Source organism: Variovorax sp. FW305-3-2-15-B-LB1 (assembly GCF_058787635.1).
This window is the reverse complement of the sequence record NZ_JBYSZY010000019.1, coordinates 69,764-83,361: the sequence shown is the minus strand read 5'-3', so window position 1 is coordinate 83,361 and position 13,598 is coordinate 69,764. Positions and strand designations below refer to the sequence as shown.

At 69.3% G+C, this 13,598-nt stretch carries 14 protein-coding genes; 8 read left to right on the top strand and 6 right to left on the bottom strand.

The window, feature by feature from the left end; translation table 11 throughout:
* Positions 1–150 precede the first annotated feature (150 nt).
* Entirely contained in the window at positions 151–747 is a 597-nt protein-coding gene (locus AC3WQR_RS14480) for a MarR family winged helix-turn-helix transcriptional regulator (protein WP_492742465.1), read from the top strand.
* Here AC3WQR_RS14480 and AC3WQR_RS14475 read toward each other — a convergent pair.
* Entirely contained in the window at positions 719–1,732 is a 1,014-nt protein-coding gene (locus AC3WQR_RS14475; protein ID WP_492742464.1) for a tripartite tricarboxylate transporter substrate binding protein, read from the bottom strand. The genes AC3WQR_RS14480 and AC3WQR_RS14475 overlap by 29 nt on opposite strands.
* A gap of 137 nt (positions 1,733–1,869) precedes the next feature.
* Between AC3WQR_RS14475 and pcaQ the strand changes: the two genes are divergently transcribed.
* From pcaQ to AC3WQR_RS14450, 5 genes are all read left to right on the top strand, one after another.
* Complete coding sequence (pcaQ, locus tag AC3WQR_RS14470) at positions 1,870–2,799, top strand: pca operon transcription factor PcaQ (RefSeq protein ID WP_159276039.1); 930 nt, start codon at positions 1,870–1,872, stop codon at positions 2,797–2,799.
* An 82-nt stretch (positions 2,800–2,881) separates the two neighbouring features.
* The gene (locus AC3WQR_RS14465) at positions 2,882–3,493 is read left to right on the top strand and encodes a TetR/AcrR family transcriptional regulator (protein WP_492742463.1); all 612 of its coding nucleotides are present in this window, start codon (positions 2,882–2,884) and stop codon (positions 3,491–3,493) included.
* Complete coding sequence (locus AC3WQR_RS14460) at positions 3,490–4,695, top strand: DUF418 domain-containing protein (RefSeq protein ID WP_492742462.1); 1,206 nt, start codon at positions 3,490–3,492, stop codon at positions 4,693–4,695. Before AC3WQR_RS14465 ends, AC3WQR_RS14460 begins: the two co-directional genes overlap by 4 nt.
* A 40-nt stretch (positions 4,696–4,735) precedes the next feature.
* The gene (locus AC3WQR_RS14455) at positions 4,736–5,398 is read left to right on the top strand and encodes a suppressor of fused domain protein (RefSeq protein ID WP_095949134.1); all 663 of its coding nucleotides are present in this window, start codon (positions 4,736–4,738) and stop codon (positions 5,396–5,398) included.
* Positions 5,399–5,481: 83 nt separating this feature from the next.
* Positions 5,482–5,790: a TfoX/Sxy family protein gene (locus AC3WQR_RS14450; protein WP_159272669.1), complete on the top strand. Its 309-nt coding sequence runs from the start codon at positions 5,482–5,484 to the stop codon at positions 5,788–5,790.
* Positions 5,791–5,794: 4 nt separating this feature from the next.
* Here AC3WQR_RS14450 and AC3WQR_RS14445 read toward each other — a convergent pair whose 3' ends face one another.
* Positions 5,795–6,418: a LysE/ArgO family amino acid transporter gene (locus tag AC3WQR_RS14445; RefSeq protein ID WP_369646381.1), complete on the bottom strand. Its 624-nt coding sequence runs from the start codon at positions 6,416–6,418 to the stop codon at positions 5,795–5,797.
* Positions 6,419–6,525: 107 nt separating this feature from the next.
* On the opposite strand from AC3WQR_RS14445, the gene AC3WQR_RS14440 reads away from it, so the two are divergent.
* Complete coding sequence (locus tag AC3WQR_RS14440) at positions 6,526–6,984, top strand: Lrp/AsnC family transcriptional regulator (RefSeq protein ID WP_070063168.1); 459 nt, start codon at positions 6,526–6,528, stop codon at positions 6,982–6,984.
* Positions 6,985–7,142: 158 nt separating this feature from the next.
* Here AC3WQR_RS14440 and AC3WQR_RS14435 read toward each other — a convergent pair whose 3' ends face one another.
* Positions 7,143–8,399: a porin gene (locus AC3WQR_RS14435; RefSeq protein WP_492742461.1), complete on the bottom strand. Its 1,257-nt coding sequence runs from the start codon at positions 8,397–8,399 to the stop codon at positions 7,143–7,145.
* Positions 8,400–8,781: 382 nt separating this feature from the next.
* On the opposite strand from AC3WQR_RS14435, the gene AC3WQR_RS14430 reads away from it, so the two are divergent.
* Positions 8,782–9,168 carry a DUF4148 domain-containing protein gene (locus tag AC3WQR_RS14430; protein WP_492742460.1) on the top strand — a complete coding sequence of 129 codons (387 nt, stop codon included), beginning with the start codon at positions 8,782–8,784 and terminating at the stop codon, positions 9,166–9,168.
* Between the two features lie 30 nt (positions 9,169–9,198).
* Here AC3WQR_RS14430 and AC3WQR_RS14425 read toward each other — a convergent pair whose 3' ends face one another.
* From AC3WQR_RS14425 to AC3WQR_RS14415, 3 genes are read right to left on the bottom strand one after another with little or no spacing between them, the layout of a single operon-like run.
* Positions 9,199–10,284, bottom strand: coding sequence for a mechanosensitive ion channel family protein (locus tag AC3WQR_RS14425; RefSeq protein ID WP_070063165.1), 1,086 nt, complete (start codon positions 10,282–10,284; stop codon positions 9,199–9,201).
* Positions 10,284–12,524, bottom strand: a complete 2,241-nt coding sequence (locus AC3WQR_RS14420; protein ID WP_492742459.1) for an FUSC family protein — start codon at positions 12,522–12,524, stop codon at positions 10,284–10,286. The genes AC3WQR_RS14425 and AC3WQR_RS14420 overlap by 1 nt, the downstream gene beginning before the upstream one ends.
* Positions 12,524–13,579 (bottom strand): inositol monophosphatase family protein, encoded by a 1,056-nt coding sequence (locus AC3WQR_RS14415; RefSeq protein WP_139706900.1) that lies wholly within the window; start codon positions 13,577–13,579, stop codon positions 12,524–12,526. The genes AC3WQR_RS14420 and AC3WQR_RS14415 overlap by 1 nt, the downstream gene beginning before the upstream one ends.
* Between the last annotated feature and the right edge of the window lie 19 nt (positions 13,580–13,598).

Sequence of the window (13,598 nt, the reverse complement as noted above, 5' to 3'; positions counted from 1 at the left end):
CAATCTCTCCGGGGTCTCGTTCGGCGTTCGGCAGGGTCTGTGCGTGGCCGGGGCGGGTGGCCGCGGCTGCGGACGATTCTGGAGACGCTACATTCGATTGATCAAATCAACCATCGCCCGGATTTACCCGGCCTTTCGAGACGCCACCCCATGACTGCCGAAGACGCCGCCACCCCGCCGCGCCGCCCGCTGGACGACCTGCTGCTGTACCGCCTGTCGCGCCTGCTCGCGGTGGCGGGCAGCATGGTGATCCGGCTGTGCGAGGGCCGCTTCGGCATCACGCGGCGCGAATGGCGCCTGATCGCGGTGCTGGCCAGCCGGGGCGAGCTGGGCTCGTCGCAACTGGCCGAGCACGCGCAGCTGGACCGGGCGCGCACTTCGAAGGCGGTGGGTTCGCTGGTGGCCAAGCGGCTGGTGTCGCGCACGGCGCTGGCAGGCGACCGGCGGCAGGTGCGGCTGGGCCTCACGGCGGCGGGGCAGGCGCTGTACGACGAACTCTTTCCGCTGGTGACGCGCATCAACGCCGAGCTGATGGGCACGCTCGACGCGGACGATGCCGCGCGCTTCGACGACGCGCTGCACCGGTTGCAGGCACATGCCGAAACCATGGTGGCGCAGGCGGTGCTGCCCAAGGCCGACCGGGGGCGCCACGCGGCGGCTGCTGCGGCGGCAGCAGGCCAGGGCAAGAAGAACAGCACGGCGCGCAGCGGCAAGGCCGTCAGTCCACCTTCATCCCGGTCGCCTTGACGATGCGGCCGTAGCGTGCCTGCGCCGTGGCCAGGCGCGTGGCGGCGGCGGCATCGGTTTCGGCCAGCGGCACCATGTCGAGCGAGGCCAGGCGGGCCTTCAGTTCGGGCAGGGCCAGCGCCTTGTGCAGCGCCTGGCGCAGGGTCTGCATCACGGGCTCGGGCGTGGCGGCCGGCACCATGGCGAGGTAGAGCACTTCGAACTCCAGGTCTTTCAGGCCCAGCTCGCCGACGGTGGGCACCTCGGGCAGCAGCGGCGCGCGCTGGCGGCCGGTGACGGCCAGGGCCCGCAGCTTGCCGCCCTGGATCTGCGGCAGCACGCCCGGCGTGGCGACGATGCCGGCCTGCACCTCGTTGCCCAGCATGGCCATCACGGCAGGGGCGTTGCCCTTGTAGGGCACGTGCACGATCTTCGCGCCGGTCGCGCTCGCGAAGATCTCGGCGGCAATGTGGCCCGGGCTGCCGTTGCCGGCCGAGCTGAAGGTGGCGGGCTCGGCCTTGGCCTGCGCGATGAAGTCGGGCAGCGTCCTGGCCTTCACCGAGGCGGCGGTGGTGAAGCTCAGGCCCGACGAGCTGAAGATCATCAGCGGCTTGAGGTCCTTGGCCGCGAAGGGCATCGACGCGTACAGGTGCGGGTTGACGGTGAAGGTGCTGTCGATGCCCAGCAGCACGGTGTAGCCGTCGGCCGCGCTCTTGGCCACGGCGTCGGCGCCGATGTTGCCGCCCGCGCCGGGGCGGTTGTCGACCACGAAGGGCTGCTTCAGGTCTTTCTGCAGCGCATCGGCCAGCGCGCGCCCGAGGATGTCGATGGGGCCGCCGGCCGGGAAGTTGACGAGGAACTTCACGGGCTTCGCGGGGTAGCTCGTCTGGGCCTGCGCGGCCGGGGCGGCGAGGCCGAGGGCCAGCGCGGCGCAGGCGGCGGCGAGCGTGAGGCGGCGGCGCGTGCCAAAGGAAGAGGAAGGCTTCGAGGAAAAGGTCGTGGTCATGGGCTGCTTTGTCTGTCTCCGTATCCACGGCACTCTAGAAGGCTGCGCGGCGCGGCACAACTGAAGTCTCTTCCGCCAGCTATTCCCTCTGGTTATATTTGAAAGCGCGTCGCCCCACTGGCTTCGAGGAGAACCGCATGTCAGCCATGAACTTTGAGCGCCTGAAGATGCGCCACCTGCAATGCCTGGTCATGGTGGCGCAGGAGCGCAACCTCGTGCGCGCGGCCGAGGCGCTGTCGCTCACGCAGCCGGCGGTGTCGAAGACGGTGGCCGAGCTCGAAGAGATCGTGGGCCGCCAGCTGCTGCTGCGCCGCCGCCGCGGCGTGGAGCTCACGCCGGCCGCCGAGGTGCTGGTGCGCCATGCGGTGTCGGCGCTGCGCGGCCTGCGCGAAGGCCTGGGCCTGGCGATGGACCAGCCCGAGGCCGACCAGCTGCGCGTGGCGGTCGGCGCCTTGCCCAACATGGCGGCGCACCTGCTGCCCGAGGCGGTCGCGCGGCTGCATGCGGCGCACCCGGCGATGCGCGTGCGCGTGGTGAGCGGCACCAACGCGCAGCTCATGACGCAGCTGCGCCAGGGCGAGATCGACCTCGTGCTCGGCCGGCTGGCGCAGGCCTCGGCCATGGCCGACCTGGCCTTCGAGCAGCTGTACAGCGAGGTGCTGCTGCTGGTGGTGCGCCCCGGCCATCCGCTGGCCTCGCGGCGCAAGCCCACGCTCGACGCGCTGGCCGCCTACCCGCTGGTGCTGCCGGTGTCGGGCACGCTGATCCGGCACACGGCCGACGCCTTCCTCATCGCGCAGGGGCTGGCGCTGCCGGCGCGGCTGGTGGAGGCGACCGACACCAGCTTTGCGGTGGGCCTGCTGCAGCGCTCCGATGCGGTGTGGTTTGCGCCGCAGGGCGCGGTGGAAGGCTTCGTGGCGCGCGGCGAACTCCAGCGCGTGGCCATCGACACGGCAAGCACAGAAGGCCCGGTGGGCGTGACCGTGCGGCGCGGCAGCGAGACGGGCGAGGGCGCGCGGCTGCTGCTGGACACCATCCGGGGCATTGCGGCCACGCGCGCTGCCTGAAGGGTTTCTTCAGGCTTCCTTCAGAATAGATCGAGCGCTCGGTCTAATAATTCGGGCATGACCGAATTCCGCGAGAACCACCGTGCGCAAAGTTGACCCCGAACGCCAGCAGGCCAAGCGCCGCCAGATCCTGGAGGCCGCGGGCGACTGCTTTGCGCGACGTGGCTTTCATGCCACCACCACCGCCGAGATCTGCGCCGCCGCGGGCATGAGCCCGGGCAATCTCTTTCATTACTTTCCCAGCAAGAACGCGATCATCGAGGCCCTGGCCGAAGAGGAGTGGCGCGACACGGCCGCGTACTTCGCCGCGATCGACGACGACCCGGCCGACCCGCTGGAGGTGGTGCTGTCCTTTCTCGACGTGGTGATGGTCTTCGCCTCCGACCGCAGCTACTCGCGGCTGGCGCTGGAGGTGGCGGCCGAGACCCTGCGCAACCCGGTGGTCTGCGCCAGCGTGGCCGCGGGCGACACCGAAATGCGCGACGGCCTCGCGGCCCTGCTGCGCAAGGCCGCGGCGCGCGGGCAGATCGATCCCGAGCTCGACCCCGTGCAATCGGCCAACTGGATCGCCGCGCTCATCGACGGCGTGTTCTCGCGCCTGGCGCTCGACACGGGCTTCGACCCCGCGCGCGAGGCACCGATGCTGCGGCGCGTGGTGGGCCGCTTTCTCGCGAAGCCGGAGCAGGGCGCATGAACCCCACTCCAGTAGCGGGCGAGCGCCAGTCGCTCGTCGATGCATTGCGCGGCTTCGCGCTGCTGGGCATCCTGGTCGTGAACATCGCGGCCTTTGCCTCGCCGTACTACGGCCAGCCGCTGCCCGACCCGATGGTGCGTTCGGGGCTGGACCGCGTGGCGGCCTTTGCCGTGGCCTTCCTGTTCGAGACCAAGTTCTACCTGCTGTTCTCGTTCCTGTTCGGCTACAGCTTCACGCTGCAGATGCAGTCGGCGCAGCGCAGCGGCAAGCCCTTCGTGCCGCGCCTGGCGCGCCGGCTGGTGGCGCTGTGGTGCATCGGCGTGCTGCATGCGGTGCTGCTGTTCCATGGCGACATCCTCACGACCTACGCGGTGCTCGGCGCCGTGCTGCTGGCGCTGCGCCACCAGAGCGACGCGGTGCTCGCGCGCTGGGCGCTGCGGCTGGTGCTGGCGACCGCGATGGTGTGGGGTGCCATCGGCATGCTCGCGATGCTGGGCGGCCCGGCGACCGAAGACGTTCTTCGCACCGCGAGGGCCGACGCGGCCTCGGCGCTCGCGGCCTACCGCGGCACGGCGGCGACGGTCATCCGCCAGCATCTGCGCGAGCTGTCGCAGGTGTGGATCGTGCTCGGGCTGGTGCAGGCGCCGATGGCGCTGGCGATGTTCTTCGCGGGCGTCATCGAGGGCCGTCGCAACCTGTTCGCGCGAGCCGACCGCTACCGGCCGCTGTTCAAGCGCCTGCTGGTGCCCGGGCTGGTGCTGGGGCTGCCGGGCGCGGCCGTGTATGCGTGGACCGCGTCCGTCGTACCGGGCTCGCGCTGGGACGTGCTCGGCCTGGCGGTCGGCGTCTTCACCTCGCCGCTGCTCACGGCGACGTACGTGGGCGCGATGATGCTGCTGTTCCAGTCGCGCTGGGGCGGCTGGCTGGCGGATGCTCTCGCACCGGCGGGGCGCATGGCGCTGTCGAACTACCTGCTGCAGTCGGCGGTGTGCGCGTGGCTCTTCCTGGCGTACGGGCTGCGGCTCATCGGCGAGCTCGGGCCGTTCATGAGCCTCATGGTCGCCTTCGGCATCTTCGGCGCGCAGATGCTGGTCAGCCGCTGGTGGCTGGCACGCTTTGCGTACGGCCCGGTGGAGTGGGTGCTGCGTGCCTTCACCAACCTCGAACGGCCCGCCCTGCGGCGTATGCAGCGGTCACGTTGAGCGACGAGAATGCCCTCGTTCCAACGAGGAGGATGCGCCGATGAGTTCCATGGAAGACGTGTGGGCCTACCGCGAAGAGACGCTCTACCCGCGCCTGTTCGGCCCTGAGCGCACCGGCATCTACGTGCTGGACTTCGACGAGTTCAAGGCGTTGGGCGCGGAAGACGTCGATCCGCGCTGGCTGCACCTGGGCGTGTTCGAGTTCGCGCCCACGCCCGTGCGCAACACCTGGCTGTACGTGACCTCGGGCGGCTCCACGCCCTGGGAAACGGAACCGGCCGACTACGACCCCGAAGACTATTCGTGGATCGGCTCCGAGCTGGTCATCGAAGTGCCGTCGCAGCCGCAGGACCAGTGGGCCATCAAGCTGCTGCGCCGCCTGCTCGCCTACAACGTGCTGCTCGCGCATTCGCACTTCGGCGAAGACAAACAGCCCTTCGACTACGGCGACCGCATTCCCGTCGGCGAAGCGATCCGCGAGAAGGGCACCGTCGCCCTGCGCCATGTGGTGCTGATGGAGCCGAAGCACTACCCCGCGACGGCGCAGCTCGATTCGGGCCGCTTCGACTTCCTGCACCTCGTCGGCATCAACGACTCCGAACGCGACTGGGCCAAGGCCCACAGCTCCGAGGCGCTGCTGCGTTTGCTCGAAGTGCATGGCGGTGCGCCCGTGACCGACGCGCGACGCAAGGCGGTCGTTTGAGCCGCGCGAAAGGCGGGGCCGCCGCCGGCGGTGCCGAGCGTTCGCACGGGCGAGCACTGGAGCTGGCCGAGTCGCTCGGTGCGATGGGCCCCATCGAGGTCAAGCGCTTCTTCGGCGGCTTCGGCCTCGTGCAGGCCGGCGTGCAGTTCGCCTTCGTGATGAAGGGCACGCTGTACCTGCGCGTCGACGACGCCACCCGGCCGGACTTCGAGCGTCTGGGCGCGGTGCCGTTCTCGTACGCGACCAGCGCCTCGACCGTGAAGGTCGCGAGCTACTACGAGGCGCCGGTCGATGCGCTCGAAGACCCGCACGCCTTGCGCGACTGGGCGACGAAGGCGCTGGCGAGCGCGCTGGGTGCGCGCAAGCCCGCGCGCCGCAAGCCGGCTGGTTGATTCCTCAGCGCGATAGCAACGTCGACAGCTGAAACACCGCAAAGCCCAGCAGCAGTGCACCCGACAGCTTGTTGATGCCCTGCAGCACGCGCGCGCCGAGCTTGTGCCGCACCATCGACACGATGCTCGACAGCCCGAGCCACCACAGCGCCGAGCCGAGGAACACCCCAGCCACCATCGTGAGCGCCGCACCGCTGCCGCTGCCCACGTGGCCGCTGCCGAGCGAAGCGAACACCGCGACGAACGACAGGATCGTCATCGGGTTGGCCAGCGTGAGCACGAACACCGACAGCAGCGCCTTCACCGGCGTGGCCGCGTCTTCCGCGGCGCGGGCCTGCGTCGCGGCCGGGGCGCGCAGCAGCTGCACGCCCATCCACGCGAGAAACGCTGCACCGCCGAGCGCCAGCGGCACGCGCGCCGCGACCATCGTCGACACCACGGCCGACACGCCGAACGCGCCGATGGCGCCATAGCAGGCATCGGCCAGCGCGGCGCCCAGGCCGCTGAGAAAGCCGATCGTGCGGCCATGCGCGAGCGTGCGCTGGATGCACAGCAAGCCGATGGGGCCCACGGGTGCGGCGATCGAGAGCCCGATGACGAGGGCCTTGAGAAAGAGAGGGAAGTCCATGCCGACGATTGTTCGGCGAGGCCTGCATGGCGAGAATGGCGAAATTCAGGCGCACGGCATGCCTTGCCTGAAATCGGAAGCGAAATTCTCAATCAGGCCTGAAATCCATGGAAATCGACGCCAAGAACTGGCAGATCCTCGATGCGCTGCAGCAGGACGCGCGCACCTCGCTCACCGCGCTGGCGCGGCAGGTGGCGCTGTCGGTGCCGTCCACCTCCGAGCGCGTGAAGCGCCTCGAAGAGGCCGGCGTCATCGAGGGCTACCGCGCCGTGGTGCCGCCGCGCAAGGCGGGCTACACCGTCACCGCGCTGGTCGGCATCACCACTGCGCAACCCGACAAGGCCCGGCTGCTGAAGCTGCTCGGCAGCCGGCGCGAAGTGCTCGAGTGCTTCCACGTCACAGGGCAGGACTCGTACGTGCTGAAGGTGGTCGCGCGCGACATCGAGCACCTCGAAGCCTTCGTAAGCAGCATCAACCACTTGGGCGAGACGCGCACCTCGATCGTGATGTCGGTGCCGATCGCGGCGCGCGCGGTGGCGGCGCCGGCGGGCACAGTGCCCGACTGAGGCGCGCTTCTCTCGCCCCAAAAAAATGGTCCGCACAAAGGCGGACCGAATGGACCCGCCTGACGGGCTCCTGGAGAAACGGAACATCCGCGGGCGCAGGGCCGCCCGCGGTCATTCACTCACTTGCTTGCTTCTTTGCGCGTGACAGTCTTCCCTGATCAGAACGAGTGGCGCAGCCCGACGTCGTAGCCCGTCGAGGTCTTGGGCACGAACACCCCGGTGTTCACGAAGGCAGGGCCGCCGACCGTGAGCGCCGCGCCGTTCTTGTTGCTGATGCGCGCGACGGTGGCGTACAGGGCGGTGCGCTTGGACAGGTTGTGGATGTAGCCGATGGCCAGCTTGTTGGCCTTGGGGTCGGCGACCGACGGCGTGAACGGCAGGTTGACGGTGTTGAGGTCGTACTTGACCTGCGAGTACGAGGCGCGGATCAGGCCAGGGCCGACCGGCGCGGTCACGCCGATCAGGTAGCCCGTGAGGTCGACGTCGGGCACGCCGCCGACCAAGGGTGTGACGGCGTAATCGCGCGTTTTCTTGATTCGTGACAATTCGCCGAACAGCTTGACCACGCCGAAATCGTAGGAGCTGCCGAGATTGAAGGTCTTGACGTTGTCGGTGGTGCCCGCATAGAAATTGTCGGCCGCCGTGCTGTTGCCGTACGACACGGCCACGTCGAACGGGCCATTGGCATACCCGACACGTCCGCCCAGATAACGGCCTGCGCGCGATGCAGACGAATTGCCCGAATTGAGCGCGCCAAGTGCATTGACGCCAGGTGGCGTTGCCGTGCCGGGGTCGTATTTGGTATTTTCATGCAGCGCGTACATGAATTGGCCATAAAAGCCACCGAGATTCTTCGGCAGGAAATAACCGATCGAGTTGCTGGCGCGGTTGTAATTGAGGTCGCCGCCGAAGCCGCCCGAGCCGCCGCCGGCGTTCGTGTTGGCGGCGGTGAAGATCAGGCTGCGGCCCACGCCGACGATGCCGAAGGGGTCGAACACGATGTCGTTCCAGGCCGTCGGCACGTAGTCGCGGCCCAGGCGCAGTTCACCGAAACCGCCCGACAGGCTGACCGTGGAACGGCGCTGGAAGGTGGTGATGCCGGTCTTGCCGTCGTCGGGGCTGATCGGCGCCTCGAGCCAGAAGCTGGCCGCCAGCCCACCGCCCAGGTCCTCGGTGCCGCGAAAGCCCAACCGGCTCGTGGAATAGCCGCCCGAGCTCAGCGCGGTCTGGCTCGCGGTGCGCGTGCCCTGGTTCACGTAGAACGGGTTGAACAGCGTGGCGCCGTTCATGTCCTGCGATTTGGAGGAGTAATTGCTGATGCCCGTGTCCACCACGCCGAACAGCGTGACGGAAGACTGTGCATTGGCGAACCCGACACCGAACAGTGCGGCGGCCGTGAGGAATTGTCTTTTCATTGTTGCCCTTGAATTGAATATGAAATTCATCGCTCCCACGCACCGCGTGGGAACTCCGGTTCGGCGTGCGGAAATACCTTCAATTGATTTCTTCTGCCTTCCGCATGGTTCATGCGTCCGGGCAAATCATATCGATCGATTGCGACGGGAAAAGACCGAAACCGCCTTTTTCAATTACGTTTTCCGTGCAGCCGGGTTACGAATTGGAAAGCTCCGGTTGCCCCTTGCAGAGAATTGATGAATTGGTCTTCATCCTGTCGTTTTTGTAATTGAACCGTTCGCGCGGCGACGGTCCGAATTCCTAGCGTGTCGGCATGGCGAAGCAAAACCGCCATCGCCGAAGCGGGTGGTCCTCTTCGGCGTTCAACGAAGGAGATGACACATGACGAACAGGAAGATGGCCTTTGCGTTGGCGGCGATGGCCGCCGCAGCGCTCCCGCTGCTGGCTGGCGCACAAACCAGCCAGCAGCACGTCGAGGGGCCGGCGCATTTCGCGGCGACCGAAGCCGGCATCAAGGAGCACCCCGAAAACGCCGGCCCGGGCAAGACCGACGCCCAAGTGGTGGCCGAACTGCGCGCCGCGCAGCAAAGCCCCGAGTGGGCCGGCGTGCTGCGCTGGGGCGCCCCGATCCCCGTGAAGGCCACGCAACCGCGCACGCGCGCCGAGGTGGTGGCCGAACTGGAGCGCGCGCAGTCGCAACCGGGCTGGGAGCGCGCCTCGCGGCTGGGGGCGCCGATGGTGCTGCCTGCGGCGGCGCCTGCGCGGTAGGGGAGAAGAAAGAAGGCGGCGGCGGGAGCTTCAGCCCGCCGTCGCGCCTTGCATCACCGGCGGCTGCCCCATCGCCGGATCGTTGCCCTCGAAGCGCATCTTCGGCAGGAACTGCGGGTACTCGCGCTGCATGAAGTCGATGACGCCTTCGCGCACGTGGCAGCGCAGGTCGAAGGCCAGGCCGGAGGTGGCGGCGGTGCAGAGCACGCGGACCTGCATCGTGCGTTCGGTGGCGTCGGTCACGCGCAGGTTGAAGAAGCGGCCGTCCCACTCGGGCGCGGCCTTCACGAGGCGCTCGACCTCGGCGCGCAGCGGCGCCAGCGGCGTGCCGTAGTCCAGGTAGAAGAAGACCGAGCCGAGCAGTTCGGCCGAGTGGCGGGTCCAGTTCTGGAAAGGCTTCTCGATGAAGTAGGTGAGCGGCAGGATCAGGCGCCGGTCGTCCCAGATGCGCACGACCACGAAGGTGCCGGTGATCTCCTCGACCCGGCCCCATTCGCCCTCGACCACGAGCACGTCGTCGATGCGGATCGGTTGCGACAGCGCGATCTGCAGGCCGGCGATGAGGTTGCTGAAGACGGGCTTGGCCGCCAGGCCGGCCACGATGCCGATCACGCCGGCCGAGGCCAGCAGGCTGGCGCCGACCTGGCGCGCGCCCGGAAAGGTCATGAGCATCATGGCGCCGCCGGCCACGACGACGACCGACATGGCGGTGCGCGCGAGCACGCGGGTCTGCGTGAGCACGCGGCGCGCCTGCAGGTTGTCGGAGATGTCCGAAGGGTGCTGCGCGAGCACGCCGTCGGCAAAGCCGCTGATGGCCTTGAGCACGAACCAGGTGCTGGCCGCGATGAGCAGCAGCCCCGTGAGATGCCGCACGCTGCCGATGAAGCGCAGGTCGTCCGGCGCCGCCTGCCACACCATCATGAGCGCCGCCAGCGGCAGCACCAGCCGCGCGGGGGCGGTGCAGTTGACCACCATCGCATGCACGGCGGGCGCCGGGCGGGTGATCCGCCTGAGGACCATGCCCCCGATGCGGTGGGCGAGAAGGGCGAGGGGCGCGGCGATCAGGGCGGCAATCCAGGTGCCGAACCAGGGGTGTGCGAGGAGCTCTTGGGTCATCAGGCGGGGGTGGTCTTTGCTTCTGGGGTGTTGTCGTTCAGTGGTTGAAGAATGCGCGCTGCGTCGTCGCGCAGCTGCGTGGCGAGCGCCGTGGCCAGGTCGAGCCGGCGCACCAGCCAGGGGCTGATGTCGTTGTCGAACGGGTCAGGCAATGGAATGGGGCCGCCGACGGTGGTGGCGCCTGTGCTCTCGGGGTGAGAGGGCCCTGCGATCGGAATGGTTCCCAGGGCGGCCTCGATGCGTTGCGCGGTGCGCACGAGCGGGCCTTCGATGTCGCCCGGCGTGAGACGGTCGCGCCGCAGCACGAGCATCGACTTCACGGCGCTGAGCTGCGCGAGCAGCTGGTAGCTGTGGGCCTGCAGATGTTCGAGCGGTTCGAGCGGCGGCTGCACGGCGCGCGGTTCGGAGAGCGAACGCTGCGTGGCCTGCACGAGCGCCGAGAGGCTGTCGTAGGCCTCGCGGCGCGCGAGCCGCCATTCGAGCTCGGGGCTGCTCTGGATGGCCTGCAATTGGCCCAGGCCGAGCGCGAGCCGCGCATGGCGCGCCTGCGCGGTGAGCACGCGCGCCACCAGCGCCGGAATCTGCGTGCGCTCCCACGAGGGCAGCACGTAGCAGAAGCCCCAGGCCAGCGCGGCGCCGATGAGCGTGTCGGCGATGCGCTCGAACAGCGCAAAGATGGGCGCGGTGCCGGTGTTCAGCATGTGGGCCTGCAGCAGGCCCAGCACGGTGGCGGCCACGGCGGTGACGAGGTAGCGCCGCACCGCGAAGCTGTGGGCAATGGCCTGCGCGATGGTCACGGTCACGAGCAGCATCAGCGCCGAGGGGTGCGCCGACAGCAGGCCCACCGCGAGCACGCAGCCCAGCAGCGTGCCGGCGACGCGGCTGTTGCGCCGCTCCAGCGTCTGCGAGAGGCTGCCGCGCAGCACCACCACGATGGTCAGCAAGATCCAGTAGTCGTGCGACCCCCAGGGCATCGACACGGCGATGCCGTAGCCGGCCGCGATGGCCAGCGCCGCGCGAATGGCGTGGCGCAGCGGCGGCGCGTCCCAGCGCCACAGTGCGAGGAAGGGGCGCAGCGACCAGTCGGTCGGGCTCACGAAGAGCTGCCAGTTGGCGCGCACCACGGCCAGGTTGGGCTCGGCGTCGCCGCGCGCCATGGCCGCCAGGCGCAGCACCTCGTCGTTGATGTGGCCGATGCGGCTGGCCAGCCCGCGCGCGAGCATGGCGGCCGACGGGCCCATCTGACCGTGCGTGTCTTCGTCGTCGGCCGTGACGTGGATCGCGGCCAGGCGCGGCCGGCGGTCGGCCACGGCGGCGGGGTGGCGGCGCATGAGCAGCGCGTCGGCCAGCGCCGTCGTTTCGTCGGCCAGCTCTTCGAGGATGCGGCGCATCTCGACCAGCGCCTGCGCGTGCGACGGATGGGCGCGCAGGGCGTCGAGGTCGAGCTCGCTGGCGAGCAGCTGGTCGCGCATCTCGAGCACGATGACGAGCATGCCGGCCAGTCGCTGGCGGCGCGGCGTGCGCGGCGACTCGAGCACGATGTCGCGCGTGGCCTGCAACTGGTCGGCCAGCGCGGCCTGCTCACGCAGCAGCTGGCCCAGCAGCGAGGCAGGGGTGTCGCGGATGTCGCGGGTTTCGTCCTGCGGCGTGAACTGGCTGGCCTCGGTGCGCATGAGCGCGGCCAGCGAAAACAGCACGTCGGCGATCGACTGCGTGCGAAAGCGCCCGTTGAGCAGCAGGTTGGCCAGCGTGGCCCACACCACGTACAGGCCAGCGCCCAGGCCGAATTCGGTGGTGCGCGCGATGGCGTCCGACAGCCCGGTGGGTGCGGGCGTGGCCATGGAGAAGACCATCGAGAACATCACCGCGATGGCGATGGGAATGCCGCGCTTGCCCCAGGCCATGGCCACGAAGGCCATGAAGGTGGCGGGCACCAGCAGCAGCCCGAGGCGGATCGGTGCGCCGTGCAGCATCTGCACCGCGAAGAACAGCGGCAGGCCGATGAGCGGCGCCGGCAGCATCTGCAAAAACTTGCCGCGGCGCGGGCCGGGCAGGTCGGGCGGCGCCGTGACGATCACGCCGGTGGCGGCGGCCGAAGCGGCCAGGGTGCCCAGCCACAGGTGCACCCCGCCCGAGATCACGAGCAGGCCGAGCGCGACGGTGAGCCCGCTCGCGACGTAGTGGCTCAGCGCAATGCGCAACGCCGCGCGAACCCGCGAGGCGGCGCCCGGCCCCGTCATCACTTGGCGGAGGCGTCGCCCTCGGCGGGCGCTTCGCGCTTGATGCGGGTGAGCTTGCGCGGGGCGGCCGGCGCGGCGGGGGCTGCGGCGGCCGGGGTCTCGGCGCTGCCGTCGAGCGGGGCGGCCGTGGCTTCGGTCACGGTGCTGCGGGCGTACAGGTCGACCGAGGCGTCGGCGGGGCTCGACCTGGTCGAGGCGGAGACGGCGCGCACGCGGTCGCTGGCGCGCAGCTTGTCGTCCACGTTGGCGAACTTGGAGTACTTGGCGAGCAGCGGCACCAGCTGGCCGTACACGCGCGGGGCGCCGGCCAGGCATTCGCGCTGGTCGAGGAACTCGGGCTCGCCCGTGAAGTTGCCGATGAGGCCGCCGGCCTCGGTCACCAGCAGCGAGCCGGCGGCCACGTCCCAGGGGTTCAGGCCGGTCTCGAAGAAGCCGTCGGTGAAGCCGGCGGCCACGTAGGCCAGGTCGAGTGCGGCGGCGCCGGGGCGGCGCAGGCCGGCCATGCGGGGCATCATGTCCGCCATGATGGCCAGGTACTGCTTGAAGTTGTCGCCGGTGCGGAACGGGAAGCCGGTGGAAATGAGGCACTCGCTGAGCTTCACGCGCTTGGACACGCGGATGCGGCGCTCGTTCATGTAGGCGCCGCGGCCCTTGGTGGCCGTGAACAGGTCGTTGCGCGACGGGTCGAAGACGACCGCCTGCTCGATCTTGCCGCGCACCGACAGCGCGATCGACACGCAGTAGACCGGGAAGCCGTGGATGAAGTTGGTGGTGCCGTCGAGCGGATCGATGATCCAGACGAATTCGGAGTCTTTGGCGCCGTATTCGGTGCCCGATTCTTCGGCCAGGATGCCGTGCCCCGGGTACGCGCCCAGCAAGGTCTCGATGATGACCTTTTCGCTGGCGTGATCGACTTCGGTGACGAAGTCGTTGACCTGCTTCTGGGAGATGCGCACGGCCTCGACGTCGAGGGCGGCGCGATTGATGATGGCGCCGGCGGCGCGTGCGGCCTTGACGGCCACATTGAGCATGGGATGCAGGTTGGGGGACGACATTCTGGATTGTGAGAAGAAC

Bases quoted from the DNA above. Each gene is read 5' to 3' on its own strand.
- AC3WQR_RS14435 (WP_492742461.1), bottom strand. From the start codon at position 8,399: ATGAAAAGACAATTCCTCACGGCCGCCGCACTGTTCGGTGTCGGGTTC.
- pcaQ (WP_159276039.1), top strand. From the start codon at position 1,870: ATGTCAGCCATGAACTTTGAGCGCCTGAAGATGCGCCACCTGCAATGC.
- AC3WQR_RS14475 (WP_492742464.1), bottom strand. From the start codon at position 1,732: ATGACCACGACCTTTTCCTCGAAGCCTTCCTCTTCCTTTGGCACGCGC.
- AC3WQR_RS14440 (WP_070063168.1), top strand. From the start codon at position 6,526: ATGGAAATCGACGCCAAGAACTGGCAGATCCTCGATGCGCTGCAGCAG.
- AC3WQR_RS14455 (WP_095949134.1), top strand. From the start codon at position 4,736: ATGAGTTCCATGGAAGACGTGTGGGCCTACCGCGAAGAGACGCTCTAC.
- AC3WQR_RS14415 (WP_139706900.1), bottom strand. From the start codon at position 13,579: ATGTCGTCCCCCAACCTGCATCCCATGCTCAATGTGGCCGTCAAGGCC.
- AC3WQR_RS14460 (WP_492742462.1), top strand. From the start codon at position 3,490: ATGAACCCCACTCCAGTAGCGGGCGAGCGCCAGTCGCTCGTCGATGCA.
- AC3WQR_RS14420 (WP_492742459.1), bottom strand. From the start codon at position 12,524: ATGACGGGGCCGGGCGCCGCCTCGCGGGTTCGCGCGGCGTTGCGCATT.
- AC3WQR_RS14425 (WP_070063165.1), bottom strand. From the start codon at position 10,284: ATGACCCAAGAGCTCCTCGCACACCCCTGGTTCGGCACCTGGATTGCC.
- AC3WQR_RS14450 (WP_159272669.1), top strand. From the start codon at position 5,482: ATGGGCCCCATCGAGGTCAAGCGCTTCTTCGGCGGCTTCGGCCTCGTG.
- AC3WQR_RS14480 (WP_492742465.1), top strand. From the start codon at position 151: ATGACTGCCGAAGACGCCGCCACCCCGCCGCGCCGCCCGCTGGACGAC.
- AC3WQR_RS14445 (WP_369646381.1), bottom strand. From the start codon at position 6,418: ATGGACTTCCCTCTCTTTCTCAAGGCCCTCGTCATCGGGCTCTCGATC.
- AC3WQR_RS14430 (WP_492742460.1), top strand. From the start codon at position 8,782: ATGACGAACAGGAAGATGGCCTTTGCGTTGGCGGCGATGGCCGCCGCA.